11 protein-coding genes are annotated in these 15,127 nt (G+C 71.4%); 6 read left to right on the top strand and 5 right to left on the bottom strand.

The features are described 5' to 3' along the window. Positions 1-61 precede the first annotated feature (61 nt). The 3 genes from ACFQUZ_RS23685 to ACFQUZ_RS23695 are packed head-to-tail and all read right to left on the bottom strand — an operon-like array spanning position 62 to position 3,442. The gene (locus ACFQUZ_RS23685; RefSeq protein WP_377445966.1) at positions 62-823 is read right to left on the bottom strand and encodes a succinate dehydrogenase/fumarate reductase iron-sulfur subunit; all 762 of its coding nucleotides are present in this window, start codon (positions 821-823) and stop codon (positions 62-64) included. Further along, positions 820-2,754: a fumarate reductase/succinate dehydrogenase flavoprotein subunit gene (locus ACFQUZ_RS23690; RefSeq protein ID WP_377445968.1), complete on the bottom strand. Its 1,935-nt coding sequence runs from the start codon at positions 2,752-2,754 to the stop codon at positions 820-822. The genes ACFQUZ_RS23685 and ACFQUZ_RS23690 overlap by 4 nt, the downstream gene beginning before the upstream one ends. 1 nt (position 2,755) lies before the next feature. Further along, the gene (locus ACFQUZ_RS23695) at positions 2,756-3,442 is read right to left on the bottom strand and encodes a succinate dehydrogenase cytochrome b subunit (RefSeq protein ID WP_377445969.1); all 687 of its coding nucleotides are present in this window, start codon (positions 3,440-3,442) and stop codon (positions 2,756-2,758) included. 78 nt (positions 3,443-3,520) lie between these two features. On the opposite strand from ACFQUZ_RS23695, the gene ACFQUZ_RS23700 reads away from it, so the two are divergent. Both ACFQUZ_RS23700 and rfbB read left to right on the top strand, forming a co-directional pair. Further along, positions 3,521-4,450, top strand: a complete 930-nt coding sequence (locus ACFQUZ_RS23700; protein WP_377445971.1) for a LysR family transcriptional regulator — start codon at positions 3,521-3,523, stop codon at positions 4,448-4,450. A gap of 246 nt (positions 4,451-4,696) precedes the next feature. Then, positions 4,697-5,767: a dTDP-glucose 4,6-dehydratase gene (gene rfbB, locus ACFQUZ_RS23705; RefSeq protein ID WP_377445973.1), complete on the top strand. Its 1,071-nt coding sequence runs from the start codon at positions 4,697-4,699 to the stop codon at positions 5,765-5,767. On the opposite strand, the gene hrpA is transcribed toward rfbB, so the two are convergent. Beyond that, positions 5,734-9,843 (bottom strand): ATP-dependent RNA helicase HrpA, encoded by a 4,110-nt coding sequence (gene hrpA, locus ACFQUZ_RS23710; RefSeq protein ID WP_377445974.1) that lies wholly within the window; start codon positions 9,841-9,843, stop codon positions 5,734-5,736. The genes rfbB and hrpA overlap by 34 nt on opposite strands. A 195-nt stretch (positions 9,844-10,038) precedes the next feature. On the opposite strand from hrpA, the gene ACFQUZ_RS23715 reads away from it, so the two are divergent. From ACFQUZ_RS23715 to ACFQUZ_RS23725, 3 genes are all read left to right on the top strand, one after another. After that, the gene (locus tag ACFQUZ_RS23715; RefSeq protein ID WP_377445976.1) at positions 10,039-10,413 is read left to right on the top strand and encodes a cytidine deaminase family protein; all 375 of its coding nucleotides are present in this window, start codon (positions 10,039-10,041) and stop codon (positions 10,411-10,413) included. A 349-nt stretch (positions 10,414-10,762) separates the two neighbouring features. After that, positions 10,763-11,623 carry an endonuclease domain-containing protein gene (locus tag ACFQUZ_RS23720; RefSeq protein ID WP_377445978.1) on the top strand — a complete coding sequence of 287 codons (861 nt, stop codon included), beginning with the start codon at positions 10,763-10,765 and terminating at the stop codon, positions 11,621-11,623. A 185-nt stretch (positions 11,624-11,808) separates the two neighbouring features. Continuing rightward, positions 11,809-13,728, top strand: coding sequence for a multicopper oxidase family protein (locus tag ACFQUZ_RS23725; protein ID WP_377445980.1), 1,920 nt, complete (start codon positions 11,809-11,811; stop codon positions 13,726-13,728). Positions 13,729-13,821: 93 nt separating this feature from the next. On the opposite strand, the gene ACFQUZ_RS23730 is transcribed toward ACFQUZ_RS23725, so the two are convergent. Further along, positions 13,822-14,472, bottom strand: coding sequence for a hypothetical protein (locus ACFQUZ_RS23730; RefSeq protein WP_377445982.1), 651 nt, complete (start codon positions 14,470-14,472; stop codon positions 13,822-13,824). A gap of 208 nt (positions 14,473-14,680) precedes the next feature. Between ACFQUZ_RS23730 and ACFQUZ_RS23735 the strand changes: the two genes are divergently transcribed. Beyond that, complete coding sequence (locus tag ACFQUZ_RS23735) at positions 14,681-15,070, top strand: hypothetical protein (protein ID WP_377445983.1); 390 nt, start codon at positions 14,681-14,683, stop codon at positions 15,068-15,070. Positions 15,071-15,127 lie beyond the last annotated feature (57 nt).

Genomic DNA, 15,127 nt, shown 5'->3' on the forward strand with positions numbered 1-15,127 from the left:
CCCGCCCCCGCCCGGGTTTCCCGCCACCGGGGCGGGAGACCAGGGGGCGGGGGGAAGGAGGCTAGGTGGCGGGGGTGTCGTCGCGCTTGGCGGCGGCGGACAGGTAGTCCCGGTTGAGCCGGCCGATGGTGCTCAGCGGAATGCCCTTCGGGCACACCGCGGTGCACTCACCGGCGTTGGTGCAGCCACCGAAGCCGGCCTCGTCGTGTGCGTCGACCATGCCGATGACCCGGGTGTACCGCTCGGGCTGGCCCTGCGGCAGCAAGCTGAGCTGGGTCACCTTGGCGGCGGTGAACAGCATGCCCGAGCCGTTCGGGCAGGCCGCGACGCAGGCGCCGCAGCCGATGCAGGCGGCGGCCTCGAAGGCGACGTCCGCGTTGGCCTTGGCCACCGGGGTGGCGTGCGCCTCCGGGGCGCTGCCGGCGGGGGCGGTGATGTAGCCGCCGGCGGCGATGATGGCGTCGAACGCGCTCCGGTCCACCACCAGGTCCTTGACCACCGGGAACGCCCGGGCCCGCCACGGCTCGATGTCGATGGTGTCGCCGTCGGCGAAGTGCCGCATGTGCAACTGGCAGGCGGTGGTGCCGCGCTCCGGGCCGTGCGCGGCACCGTTGATCACCATGCCGCAGGCGCCGCAGATGCCCTCCCGGCAGTCGTGGTCGAAGGCCACCGGCTCGTCGCCGTCCAGGGTGAGCCGCTCGTTGAGTACGTCCAGCATCTCCAGGAACGACATGTCCGGGGAGATGTCCTGGACCCGGTAGGTGACCATCCGGCCGCGCTCGTCCGGGCCGGACTGTCGCCAGATCCGCAGGGTGAGATTCACTTGTAACTCCGCTGGCTGGGGTGGACGTAGGAGAAGGTGAGGTCTTCCCGGTGCAGCACCGGCGGCCGGTCGGCGCCGGCGAACTCCCACGCGGCGACGTAGCTGAACCGCTCGTCGTCGCGTTCGGCCTCGCCGTCGGGGGTCTGGCTCTCGGACCGGAAGTGCCCGCCGCAGGACTCGGCGCGGTGCAGCGCGTCGACGCACATCAGCTCGGCCAGCTCGAAGAAGTCGGCCACCCGGCCGGCCTTCTCCAGGGCCTGGTTGAGGCCCTCGCCGTCACCGGGGACCTTCACCCGCCGCCAGAACTGCTCGCGCAGCGCCCGGATCTCACCGAGCGCCTTACGCAGGCCGGCGTCGCTGCGTTCCATGCCGCAGTGGTCCCACATGAGCTGACCCAGCTCGCGGTGGAACGAGTCGACGGTCCGGTCGCCGTCGACAGCCAGCAGCCGGCGCAGCCGGTCGTCGACGTCGGCGCGGGCCCGGACCGCCTCCGGGTGGTCTGCGTCGACCGGGTCGAACGGTCCGTCGGCGAGGTAGTCGCCGATGGTGGTCGGCAGGACGAAGTAGCCGTCGGCCAGGCCCTGCATGAGTGCCGAGGCGCCGAGCCGGTTGGCACCGTGGTCGGAGAAGTTGGCCTCGCCGATGACGAACAGCCCGGGGATGGTGGACTGCAGGTCGTAGTCCACCCACAGGCCGCCCATCGTGTAGTGCACCGCGGGATAGATCCGCATCGGCACCTCGTACGGGTCCTCGCCGGTGATCCGCTCGTACATCTCGAAGAGGTTGCCGTAGCGGTCGGCGACGGCCTGCCGGCCCAGCCGGCCGATGGCGTCGGCGAAGTCGAGGTAGACGCCGAGCCCGGTGGTGCCGACGCCGCGGCCGGAGTCGCAGACGTTCTTCGCGGCCCGGGAGGCGATGTCCCGGGGCACCAGGTTGCCGAACGACGGGTACATCCGTTCGAGGTAGTAGTCCCGCTCGTCCTCGGGGATCTCCCGGGGCGGCCGGGTGTCGCCGGCCTGGGCCGGCACCCAGACCCGGCCGTCGTTGCGCAGCGACTCGCTCATCAGGGTGAGCTTCGACTGGTGCCCGCCGGAGACGGGGATGCAGGTGGGGTGGATCTGGGTGTAGCACGGGTTGGCGAAGTACGCGCCCTTGCGGTGTGCCCGCCAGGTGGCCGTGACGTTGCAGCCCTTGGCGTTTGTGGACAGGTAGAAGACGTTGCCGTAGCCACCGGTGGCGAGCACCACGGCGTCCGCGAGGTGCGTCTCGATCTCGCCGGTGACCAGGTCGCGGACCACCACGCCACGGGCCCGGCCGTCGATGACGACCAGTTCCAGCATCTCGTGCCGGGAGTGCATCGTCACGGTGCCCAGCCCGATCTGCCGTTCGAGGGCCTGGTAGGCGCCGAGCAGCAGTTGCTGGCCGGTCTGCCCGCGGGCGTAGAAGGTGCGTTGCACCTGCGCGCCGCCGAAGGACCGGGTGTCCAGCAGGCCGCCGTACTCGCGGGCGAACGGCACGCCCTGGGCGACGCACTGGTCGATGATCTCCACGGAGACCTCGGCGAGCCGGTGCACGTTGGACTCCCGGGAGCGGAAGTCGCCGCCCTTGACGGTGTCGTAGAACAGCCGGTGGATCGAGTCGCCGTCGTTGCGGTAGTTCTTGGCCGCGTTGATCCCGCCCTGGGCGGCGATCGAGTGGGCCCGGCGCGGGCTGTCCTGGTAGCAGAACGAGGTGACCTGGTAGCCGAGTTCGCCCAGGGTGGCGGCGGCCGAGCCGCCGGCCAGTCCGGTGCCGACCACGATCACCCGTAGCTTGCGCCGGTTCGCCGGGTTGACCAGCTTGGCCTCGAACCGGCGGCGGCTCCACCGGTCCTCGATGGGACCGTCCGGCGCGGTGCCGTCGGCGATGGGTCGGCCTTCGGTGTAGAGCATGTCAGGACACCAATCCGGTGAGTACGGCGAACGGAACCACCAGGTAGCCGGCGCTCAGCGCGACGGCGAAAACGAGGGCGACCGCGCGGGCGGTCCGCTCGCCGCGAGGGCGCTGCTGGCCGAGGCTGCGCAGCGCGGAGAAGACGCCGTGCCGCAGGTGGAAGCCGAGGGCCACGACGGCCAGGGTGTAGAACAGCGTCACGTACCAGCGGTGCGGGGCGAAGTCCGCGACCACCTGGGCGTACGGGCGGCTGGGGTCGCCCACCGGGTTGAGGGTGCCGGTGGTCAGGTCCAGCAGGTGGTAGATCACGAAGAGCAGGATGATCACGCCGCCCCAGCGCATGGTGCGGGCGGCGTAGCTGCCCCGCACCGGGCGTCGGTGGGCGTACCGGACCGGTCGGGCGGCGCGGGCCCGCAGCGCCAGCACGGTGGCCGCCCAGATGTGCGCCAGCACGGCGGCCGTCAGTACGCCGCGTTGCAGCCACAGGTACCAGGTGTTCGGTAGCACCGGGCTGCCGATGGTCCGCAGCCAGTGGGCGTAGCTGTCGAACGCCGTCTCGCCCGTGAAGATCTTGAGGTTGCCCAGCATGTGGGCGATGAGGAAGAGCACCAGGATGATCCCGGAGACCGCCATGACGGCCTTGAGGCCCACGGAGGAGCGGATCGGGGTACGGCTCGCTACTACCACCCCCTCGACGCTAGGTCGGCCCTTACCAGTCGTCCAATGCATCGAACCCTCATATTTGATAGCTGTAGGCTATACAGCGTGCAGCTTCACCAGTTGAAGTACTTCGTCGCGCTGGCGGAAACCCGGCATTTCACTCATGCCGCCGATCTGGTCGGCATCACCCAGCCATCCCTGAGCAAACAGATTCACGCCCTTGAGCGTGACCTCGGCGCCGCGCTGTTCGAACGCGTCCGCGGCAACATCGCGCTGACCGCCGCCGGGGAGGTGCTGCTCCCGCTGGCCACCCGGATCCTGGCCGACGTCGAGACCGCCCGGCACGAGGTCAACGACGTGGTCGGCGTCCGGCGGGGGCGGCTGCGGCTCGGGGCCACCCCGAGCCTGTGCACCTCGCTGGCGCCGCCGGTGCTGCGCCGGTTCCGCGACGCCCACCCCGGCGTCGACCTGCGGATCGAGGAGGGCGGCTCGCAGGACCTGGTCCGTGACCTGCTGCGCGGTGAACTGGACCTCGCCCTCGTCATCCAGTCCGCCCGCGGCGCCGACCCGGGCCTGCGTACCGAGCCGCTGCTGCGGGAGAGCCTCGTGGTGGCCTCCCTCGATCCGCTGCCGGCGGCCGGGACCACTGGCCAGGTCGCCATCACCGACCTGCGCGAGCAGCCGCTTGTGATGTTCCGGACCGGCTACGACCTGCGCGACGCCACCCTCGCGGCCTGCCGGGCCGCCGGCTTCGAGCCCCGGTTCGCCGTCGAGGGCGGCGAGATGGACGCGGTGCTCAGCTTCGTCGAGGCCGGACTGGGCGTGGCGCTGGTGCCCGGGATCGTGGTGTCCGGCCGGCGGCGCGTACGGACCACCCGGATCGCCCCGCCCGGCATCCACCGAACCATCGCGCTGGCCCGCCGGCGCGAGGTCGCCCTCACCCACGCCGCCCGCGAGCTGCGCCGGATCCTGCTGGACTTCGTCCGGGAGAGTGCCGCCCAGGGACGCCTGCCCGACGGCGTCGAACCGTACTGAGCCGAGCGGGAGCCATGCCGGGTTTCCCGTTTGGCGATGTCGTTTGACCTCCACGTCCCGTTATCCACGTCGTGGACGGCGAAGTCACCTACTATTAGTCCTCAATAGTCAGTTACGTGACAAATATCCGTATTCTGTCTGGCCGGCTTGAGGCGAGATGGCCGGAGACGTTGACGGCAGTGGCCTGCGCGGTCTCCGCGGGGTGCACAGGAGTGCGCGAGACGCTCGCGCGGCAGGAGGCCCTACATGAGAATCCTGGTGACCGGCGGCGCGGGTTTCATCGGGTCGCACTTCACCCGGAGCCTGCTGGACGGACGGTACGTCGGCTTGGAGGACTGCGAGGTGACCGTGGTCGACAAGCTGACCTATGCCAGCGATCGGAGCAGCATCCCCGCGACGCATCCCCGGTTGACCTTCGTGGCGGGCGATGTCTGTGACCGGCGAATGCTCGGCGACGTGGTGCCCGGTCACGACGCGGTGGTCCATTTCGCCGCCGAGTCCCACGTCGACCGCTCCATCGACGATCCGACGGAGTTCATTGAGACCAATGTGATGGGTTCCCACCTGCTGATGGCCGAATGTGTACGAAGTGGCGTGGCGCGGGTGGTCCACGTGTCCACCGACGAGGTCTACGGCTCGATCGCCAGCGGTTCCTGGGACGAGCGCTGCCTGCTCGAACCCAACACGCCCTATGCCGCGTCCAAGGCGGCCAGTGACTGCCTGGTCCGCGCCTACTGGCGCACCTACGACCTTGACCTTTCAATTACCCGCTGCGCCAACAACTACGGTCCGTACCAGCATGTTGAGAAGGTCATCCCGAAGTTCGTGACGAGCCTGCTCGCCGGTCAGGACATCACGCTGCACGGTGACGGCCGCGCGGTTCGGGAATGGCTCCATGTGGACGACCATTGTCGAGCCATCTCGTTGGTGCTGGGCAAGGGCCGGGCGGGCGAGATCTACAACATCGGCGGAGACATCGAGTTGACGAACCAGGCGCTCGCGGAACGGATCCTCCAACTACACGGGGCGGGCTGGGACCGGGTGCGGTACGTGGCCGACCGCAAGGTCCAGGACCAGCGTTACTCGTTGGACTTCCGCAAGGTTCAGGAGGAGTTGGGGTTCGAGCCGCAGATCAGTTTCGCCGACGGTCTCGCCGAGGTGTACGCCTGGTATCGGGACAACCGGCAGCGATGGGCACACCTGTATCCGGAAACCGCATCCCCCGTTGAGCCCGAAGAACGGCCCGAGGCGCGCCGGCCGGCGCCGGTCGCCCGGACGGCGGCTCAGCGGCCCTCGGCGTCGTCCATCGCCCGGTAGATCCGCTGCTCCGACACCGGGTACGGGGTGCCCAGCGCCTGGGCGAAGACGTTCACCCGCAGCTCCTCGATCATCCAGCGGATCCGCCGTACCGCCGGATCGTTCCGGCGCCCCGGCGGCAGAGCGGCGAGCAGGTCCGCGTACTCCTTACGCACCACCGCGACCCGCTCCTGCTGCTGCCGGTCCCGCTGCGGGTTGCCGGGCAGCCGGTCCAGCCGACGCTCGATCGCGGTGAGGTAGCGCAGCAGGTCCGGCAGCCGGGCGTACCCGGTCTCGGTGATGAAGCCGGCGTGCACCAGCCCGGCGAGCTGGTCGCGGATGTCGGCGAGCGCGGCCACCACCGCCAGGTTCTTCGTGGCGCCGAGGCGCTGCTCCACGACGTACGCGGCGGCGAGCACCGCGCGGGTCCGGTCCATGACCTCGACCACGGTGTCGACAAGCCCGGCCCGGACCTTGTCCCGCAGCGTTGCGAAGCCGGCCGCGTCCCAGGCCGGCCCGCCCGCGTCGGCCATCAGCTGGTCGATGGCCGCCCCGGCCGCGTCCTCGATGAGCTGCTGCACCCCGCCGTGCGGGTTCCGGCTGAGCGCCAGCTTCGCCTCGTTGCTCAGCCGCCCCTGGAGGATCTTCGCGGGCGACGCCACGGTGAGCCGGAGCAGCCGTCGGGTGCCGGCCCAGTGCGCCGCGTCCTGCTCGGCGGGGGTGTCGAAGACCTTCACCCCGACGCTCGTCCCCTCGTCCACAAGCGCCGGGTACGCGGTGACCGGATAGCCGGCCCGGTTCTGCTCGATGGTGCGGGGCAGGGTGCCGATGCTCCATTCGGTCAGCCCGGTGCGGGCCACCTCCGGCGCGGCATCGGCCACCACCTGGCGTACCTCCGCGCGGAGCTGGCGTTGCAGGGCCGGCAGGTCCCGGCCCTCGGCGACCGGCTGGTTACGCTCGTCCAGTACCCGGTAGTTGAGCCGCAGGTGGGCCGGCAGTTTCGCCGGGTCCCAGGCGTCCCGTGACACGGTCACCCCGGTCATCCGGCGTAGTTCGCGGGTGAGCGCGTCCGGCAGCGGTTCGGCGCCCGGTCGGATCGCCGCGAGCGCCGCCCGGGCGAAGTCCGGGACCGGCACGAAGTTGCGCCGCACCGCCTTGGGCAGCGACCGGATCAACGCGATCACGAGTTCCTCGCGTAGCCCGGGCACCTGCCAGTCGAAGCTGTCGGCGGACACCCGGTTGAGCATCGGCAGCGGGATGTCGACGGTCACCCCGTCGACGTCGGTGCCCGGCTCGAACCGGTACGTCAATGGCAGCGCAATCCCGTCGGAGTGCCACTCGTCCGGGAAGTCGGCCTGGTCGACACCGCCCCGGCCGGCGTTGGTCAGCAGGTCGCGGGTGAAGGTGAGCAGGTCCGGCCGGTCCCGGCGGGTCTTCTTCCACCAGGCGTCGAAGTGCCGACCGGAGACCACGTCGGCCGGGATCCGCTCGTCGTAGAAGGCGAACACGGTCTCGTCGTCGACAAGGATGTCCCGGCGGCGAGTCCGGTGCTCCAGTTCCTCGATCTCGGCGAGCAGCCGCTGGTTGTCCCGCCAGAACTGGTGGTGCGTCTGCCAGTCCCCCTCCACCAGGGCGTGCCGGATGAACAGCTCCCGGCTGAGCACCGGGTCGATCCGGCCGAAGTTGACCTTGCGGGAGGTGACAAGCGGGATGCCGTACAGCGTCACCTTCTCGTACGCCATCACGGCCGCCTGCTTCTTCTCCCAGTGCGGCTCGCTGTAGCTGCGTTTCACCAGGTGCTGGGCGAGCGGCTCGACCCACTCCGGCTCGATCCGGCCGTTGACCCGACCCCACAGCCGGGAGGTCTCCACCAGTTCGGCGGACATCACCCAGCGCGGCGGCTTCCTGAACAGCGCCGAGCCCGGGAAGAGGCCGAACTTCGCCCCCCGGGCACCCAGGTACTCGTGCTTCTGGGCGTCCTTGAGGCCGACGTGTGACAGCAGCCCGGCCAGCAGCGCCTGGTGCACCCGCGGCGTGTCGATCTCGGTGGGTAGGTCAGCGCCGGCAGCGCGCCGCCGGTCCGATCGCCCGCCGGTCTCGGCGTCCGCGGCCCGCCGATCCGCTCGCCCGGCGTCCGCGACCTCCGCGCCGCGCCGGTCGCCGTCCACTGCCGCCGAAGTACGCCGCCCGCGCCGCCCGCCGTCGGCGGTCATCGCCTGGCGGAGCTGGCTGACGATGTCCTGCCACTCGCGCACCCGCAGGTAGTTCAGGTACTCCGCCTTGCACATCCGGCGGAACGCGCTTGACGACAGTTCCCGCTGCCGCTCCCGCAGGTGGCGCCACAGGTTCAGGTAGGCGACGAAGTCCGACTCCTTGTCGGCGAACCGGGCGTGTGCCTGGTCGGCCTGAGCCTGCCTGTCGGCCGGCCGCTCCCGGGGATCCTGGATGGACAGCGCCGCGGCGATCACCATGACCTCGGTGAGGCAGCCGTTGCGCTCGCCCTCCAACACCATCCGGGCCAGCCGCGGGTCGACCGGCAACTGGGCCAGCCGCCGGCCGAGCGGGGTGAGCCGCCGGTCGGTCTCGGTGCCGGCCGGGTCCAGGGCGTTCAGCTCGTGCAGCAGGTTGACGCCGTCGGTGACGTTGCGCCGCTCGGGCGGCTCGACGAACGGGAAGGCGCCGATGTCACCGAGCCCGATCGCGGTCATCTGGAGGATGACCGAGGCGAGGCTGGTTCGCAGGATCTCCGGGTCGGTGAACTCGGGCCGGGCCAGGTAGTCCTGCTCGTCGTAGAGCCGGACGCAGATGCCGGCGGCGACCCGGCCGCACCGGCCGGCGCGCTGGTTGGCCGAGGCCTGGGAGATCGGTTCGATGGGTAGCCGCTGCACCTTGAGCCGGTTGCTGTAGCGGGAGATCCGGGCGGTGCCGGGGTCCACCACGTACCGGATGCCGGGGACGGTGAGCGAGGTCTCCGCGACGTTGGTGGCCAGCACGACCCGCCGTCCACCGTGGGGCTGGAAGACCCGGTGCTGCTCGGCGCTGGACAACCGGGCGTACAGCGGCAGGATCTCGGTGCCGCGCAGCCCTCGCTTCTTTTCGACGAGCTTGCCGAGCGCGTCGGCGGTGTCCCGGATCTCCCGTTCCCCGCTGAGGAAGACCAGGATGTCGCCGGGCCCCTCGGCGGCCAGTTCCTCGACGGCGTCGCCGATGGCCTGGATCTGGTCGCGGACGGTGTCCTCGTCGCCGTCGGCATCCTCGTCGGCCGCCTCGATCAGCGGTCGGTAGCGCACCTCGACCGGGTAGGTGCGACCGGACACCTCGACGATCGGCGCCGGCGTGGGTTCGCCGCCGACGTCCGCGGCGAAGTGCCGGGCGAAGCGCTCCGGGTCGATGGTCGCCGATGTAATGATCACCTTGAGGTCGGGCCGGCGGGGAAGCAGTTGCCTGAGGTAGCCCAGGATGAAATCGATGTTGAGGCTACGTTCGTGCGCCTCGTCGATGATCAGCGTGTCGTACTGGCGCAGCATCCGGTCCTGCTGCAACTCGGCCAGCAGGATGCCGTCGGTCATCAGCTTGACAAGCGTCCGGTCGCCGACCTGGTCGGTGAACCGGACCTTGTAGCCGACCACCTCGCCGAGCTCGGTGCCGAGTTCCTCGGCGATCCGGTCGGCGACCGTGCGGGCGGCCAGCCGGCGGGGTTGCGTGTGCCCGATCCGGCCGCGGATCCCGCGTCCCAGCTCCAGGCAGATCTTGGGAAGCTGGGTGGTCTTGCCGGAACCGGTCTCACCGGCCACCACGACGACCTGGTGATCGCGGATCGCCGCCGCGATCTCCGCGCGGCGCTCGCTGACCGGCAACTCCTCCGGGTACGTGATGACGGGCACCGCCGCGCGCCGCCTGGACAACCGGTCCTCGGCTGTGGCGATGTCGCCGGCGATCTCGGCGAGGGTGGCCGCCCGGCGCCCCGGATCGCGGACGCGCCGCACGCCGTCCAGTCGCCGCTGGATCCGGCGCTGGTCGGTGAAGGCGAGGTCGGTCAGCCGCGCGGTCAGGTCGGGCAGCGACGGACTGTCGACGGCGGCGGGTGGAGTCTGCATGTCGTCGCCAAGAATAGGCACGGGGCGGCCGGACGGCCCGTGGTTATCCTCGGTGTGGATGATCACGGCAACCCGGTGTCGCCCGGGGTCGGGGGCGGACGCTTGGCCGGGGTGGATGACGGTGGCTGAGGTCCGCGCCGACGTTCTCGGCCGGGCCGGCCGCGGACGCGGCACAGACCTTAGGGGAGCAGGGCGATGGAACCGACCGAGCGGGCGCTGGTCCAGGCGGCCGGGGCGGTGGCCCGGTTGCGCTGCCGGGGGGCGGCGCACACCGTCGCCGCAGCGGTGCTCGGCCCGGACGGCCGGGTCTTCACCGGGGTGAACCTGCGCTACCCGGTCGGCGAGACGTGCGCCGAGGTGGTGGCGCTCGGCGCGGCGGCCACCCAGGGGGTACGCGACCCGGTCGCGATCGTCGCGGTGGGCGACGGCGGGCGCACCGTGTTCCCGCCCTGCGGTCGCTGCCGGGCCGTGCTGCGCGAACACGCACCGTCGATCACCGTCATCATCGGCCCGCTGGACGCGCTGCGCGCGCTACCGCTCACCGACCTGCCGCCGGAACCGCCGGCCTGACCCGCCGCCCGCGCCGGTCGCCCGCACTCGTCGCCCGCCTCCCGCGCCCGCCTCCCGCGCCCGCGCCCTGCCGCCCCACCCCTGATCACCCTCGTTCCGGGATCCAGGGCCCTCGCAGTCGCCCGCAGGCACCTAAATGCCCGATCGAGGGTGATCAAGCGGTGTGTCGGGGGTGGTCAAGCAGGTTGCGCCCTGCGGCGGATGCCGCCGAGGTGCCGACGGTTGTCCACAGGCCCGGTCAGCACCGTCGCCGATATCCACAGGGGGTGGTGGCTGGCGCGGGCGTTCGTTGGCATCGTGCTCGGCATGCCTGTCTCTCCGCGCCGCCCGCCGCCGATCCGGGGGGCGGGTGTTCCGTGGATCCAGAGCGGTCGACCAGGGTCTGCTGACCTGGGATGAACTCCGCAGCTCGGCGTGGCGGCCATTGTTCCGCGACGGCTACGCGGACGCGGACGTGCCGGCGTCCCACCGACTGCGGTGCCTCGCCGCCGCGCGCCTGCTGCTACCGCCCGGCGGTGCCATCGCCGGGCGATCGGCGGCGGCGCTGTTCGAGGTGACCAGGCTGGCCGGCACCGATCCGGTCGAGGTTCTGGTGCCGTCGGCCTGCCAGTTCGAGCCGGTCAACGGGTTGCGGGTGCATCGGGCCACGCTGTCCGGGCCGGAGTTGGTGGAGCGGGCCGGCATGGTCACCACGTCACCGGTCCGGACCTGCTGGGATCTGGCGAGTTGGTTGGATCCGGTGGAGGCCGTGGTGCTCATCGACGCGATGCTCGGCCGGCGCCTGGTGACCGTGCCGGGGCTGCGCGATTACGCCCTCGGGTGGACCGGTCGACGCGGTTGGCGCAAGCTGCTCCGGGCCGTCGACCTGGCCGACCCGGCAGCCGAGTCGCCGCAGGAGTCACGGGTGCGGGTCCGGCTGGTGCTGGCTGGCCTGCCTCGGCCGGTGGCCCAGCACGTGGTGACCGACGGCGGCCGGTTCCTCGCCCGCGTGGACCTGGCCTGGCCCGAGCTTCGGATCGCGATCGAATACGACGGCGTCTGGCACAGCACCGCCGAACAGCTGCACAGGGACCGCCGGCGGCTGAACCGGCTGCTCGGCGGCGACTGGATCGTCCTGCACGTCACCGGCCAGCGGCTGCGGGAGGACTTTGACGGGTTTCTCGCCGAAGTGCGGGCCGCCCTCCGCTCCCGGGCGCCGCGAGCCGCCTGATCGGCTCCGAACTCCCGGGCGCCGAGAGCCGCCTGATCGGGTCTCAACTCCCGGGAGCCGGATCAACGACAGTCGGCCCCATCTGATCACTACATAGCGGTATTTTTCGACCGCCAGCGTCGCGTATCCAGTCCGTCGTACCGCGGAGGTAGCCATGATCAGTCGGCGAGGCATCCTCCTCGCGGGTGGCGGGGGCGTTGGTGCTGGGCGGGGCGCTGCCCGGCCGGCGCGCGGCGGCGGGGTCGCCGAGCCCGGCCGCCCCGCCGCGGGCCGCCGGTCCGCTGCTCGACCCGACCGCCGTGCCCAAGTACGGCTCGGTGCTGCCGATCCCGCCGGCCATGCCGGCGGTGAGCCGGGCCGGCGGGATCGACCGGTACCTGATCGCCGTCCGCCAGTTCCGGCAGCAGATCCTGCCGGTGGGCCTGCCGGCCACCACGGTCTGGGGGTACGGCTCGGCTGCCCACCGCGGCACCTTCTCGTACCCGGCGTTCACGATCGTGGCCCGGGTCGGCCGGCCGGTCCGGGTGACCTGGCTCAACCAGCTTGTCGATGGGCGGGGCCGGTACCTGCCGCACCTGCTGCCGGTCGACCCCACCCTGCACTGGGCCAATCCGCCGGGCGGCGTCACCGGCCGGGACTCGATGCCCGACTTCACCGGCACCCCCGGGCCGTACCGGGGGCCGGTGCCGATGGTGGTCCACCTGCACGGCGGGCACACCCGCCCGGACAGCGACGGCTACCCGGAGGCGTGGTGGTTGCCCAACGCGGTGGACATCCCCGCCGGGTACGCCCGGGTGGGCAGCTTCTACGACGAGTTCCGGGCGGCGTTCCAGCGCCGGACCGGCGTCCGGTGGGCACCCGGGTCGGCGACTTTCCAGTACGACAACGACCAGCGGGCCGCCACCGAGTGGCTGCACGACCACACACTCGGCATGACCAGGCAGAACGTGTACGCCGGGCCCGCCGGCTTCTATCTGCTGCGCGGCGGTGCCGCTGACCTGGCGCCGGGGGTGCTGCCCGGCCCGGCGCCGGCTCCCGGTGATCCACCGGGGCTGCGGTACCGCGAGATCCCGATCGCCATCCAGGACCGCACGTTCACCGTGGCCGGGGCGCTGCACTACCCGGCGATCCGGTCGACGTTCGACGGCTACCCCGGCCCGTACGTGCCGGTCACCGACGTGCCGCCGATCTGGCACCCGGAGGTGTTCGGCGACACCATCGTGGTCAACGGTCGGACCTGGCCGGTGCTGCCGGTGGGGCGGCAGCGCTACCGGCTCCGGCTGCTGAACGGGTGCAACTCGCGGTTCCTCATCCTGCGGATCGCCTCCGACCCGTTGGCGCCGCGGCCGGCGCCGAGTGCCCTGCCGATCTGGCAGATCGGTAGCGACGGCGGTTTCCTGCCGGCGCCGGTCGAGCATGACTCGGTGCTGGTGGCGCCGGCCCAGCGGGTGGACGCGATCGTGGACTTTTCCGGCGTACCGGTGGGTGCCGAACTGTATCTGATCAACGAAGGCCCGGACGGGCCGTTCGCCGGGGGCGCGGTCGGGGTCGACTTCCCGCCGGCGGACGCGGACACGACCGGCCAGGTGCTCAAGTTCGTGGTCGGTCCGCGTGACGGACCTGATCCGAGCGTGCCGCCGGACCGGCTCCGGCTGCCGCGATTCACCCCGCTGGGCCGGCCGTCGGCCGTCCGCCGGCTGCTGCTGGCCGAGCAGGACTCGACGGTGGTGGATGACGTCGGACCGGTGGCCGCTCTGCTGGGTACCGTGTCGGGGGGCGGGGTGCCGACCCCGCTGCGCTGGCACGACACGGTTACCGAGTGCCCCCGGCTCGGCGCGACCGAGGTGTGGGAACTGCACAACACCACAATGGACGCGCATCCGATCCACCTGCACCTGGTGCAGTTCCAGGTGCTCGGCCGGGGTGTCGACGGCCGGGTGCCGCCGCCTCCGCAGGAGCGTGGCTTCCACGACACGGTGACCGCCCTACCCGGGGAGATCACCCGGATCGCCGCCCGGTTCGACGTGGCCGGCCGGTATGTCTGGCACTGCCACATCCTGGAACACGAGGACAACGAGATGATGCGCCCGTACCAGGTCGGGTGACGCGCCGACCGGACAGGACGGCACATGCCCCGGCGGCGTGGTCGCCGCCGGGGCCGGATTGTGCTGGCCGGGACCGGTGCGGAACCGGTCCGGTCAGGCGGCGGTGGACCAGATCGCCCGGAAGGCGGCGGCTTCGCCGGCGAGCCAGCGTTCCACCTGGTCGGCCCGGGTGCTGGCGGGCGGTCGGTGCACCGTGCCGCGGCGCACGTCGACAAGCACCGGCTCGGCGTGCGGCAGCACCTGGTCCATGTGCCGGCCCATCAGGTGCAGCGTCGCCAGCGTCTGCTCCTGGCTGGGCGGGGTCTCGTCGAAGTAGAGCCGGACGGCCTCGCCGTGGCCGTCGGCGTAGCGCAGCCCGAAATGCGGGTTGATCTTGACGGGTAGGTCGCCCACCATACCGAGGGCGTCCCGGGTCTGCGCCAGATCCACCTCGGCAGGGTCGCCTAGCGAGTGCAGGAAGGCCACCGCTCCGGGCACGAGTGCCTCGTACAACGGCTTCCACCGCGGCTTGACCTGGTCGGCGATCTCGGCGAGATGCTGGCCACCGGTGCGGAACGTGATGTCCGCCTTGAGTGCCTTGACGAGCTGGCCGTGCGGGTTGAAGCCGGAGCCGCTGGCCCGCTGCTTGCGCAGCCCGCCCACGAACGACGCCTTGGCGGGGCCGCTGCGGTCGACGTACCGGGTGAAGGCCAGGAGAGTTGCGTAGGGGAGGGGTGAGGTGGTGGCGGGAGCGGGTGCGGTCACGGCCGTCCTCCCTGATCAGGAGCCGAATTAGTACATACATTCTAATCGACCGAGGCCGCTTCGCCCAGCGAATCTGGTGGCCCGTGGTGTCCTGTCCACGCGAACCCTTCGGTGTCCGGACTTACCTTTCGGTGGTCGCTTCGGTGTCCGGACCAACTCTTCGGGGGTCGACTGTGGATGAAGATCGTCGAGGGTGCAGAATCCCGGCGTGGATGTTGATCTCTCCGCATTGTCTGGGGCTGCTTTGGAGACCCCGGCAGCTCGGCATCGTGGGCATGTTTCGCCTGGTCGGCCGCGCAGGGTCTTCGTCCGCCTGTCGGACGAGGAGTTTCAGCAGGTCGAGGCCGCTGCTGGGCTGGCCGGGCTGACGCCGTCAGGGTACGCGGGTGAGGTCACGGTCGCTGCCGCTCGCTCGGCGACCGGCACCGCCGCCCCTGGATCCGGTCCTGAGCTGGCGTGTCTGCAACGCGACCTTTTCGCCGTCCGGACCGCGCTGGTCAGCGCAGTCGCCGTACTCGACGCCAACCGGTGCGCCGCTGCGGTGGATCGGGTGGACGAGCTGGCCGACCGGCTGCACGGGCTGCTCAAGCGGTCGTGATCTGCCGGGTTCGTGCCCGCAGCACAGGCGTGGGTGATCTTCTGCGCTATCTGTTCG

It is taken from the genome of Plantactinospora sp. GCM10030261 (assembly GCF_042666615.1).
GTDB lineage: Bacteria > Actinomycetota > Actinomycetes > Mycobacteriales > Micromonosporaceae > KBS50.

Excerpts from the sequence above, each read along its gene's own strand:
- rfbB (WP_377445973.1), top strand. The coding sequence starts at position 4,697 with ATGAGAATCCTGGTGACCGGCGGCGCGGGTTTCATCGGGTCGCACTTC.
- hrpA (WP_377445974.1), bottom strand. The coding sequence starts at position 9,843 with ATGCAGACTCCACCCGCCGCCGTCGACAGTCCGTCGCTGCCCGACCTG.
- ACFQUZ_RS23690 (WP_377445968.1), bottom strand. The coding sequence starts at position 2,754 with ATGCTCTACACCGAAGGCCGACCCATCGCCGACGGCACCGCGCCGGAC.
- ACFQUZ_RS23715 (WP_377445976.1), top strand. The coding sequence starts at position 10,039 with ATGGAACCGACCGAGCGGGCGCTGGTCCAGGCGGCCGGGGCGGTGGCC.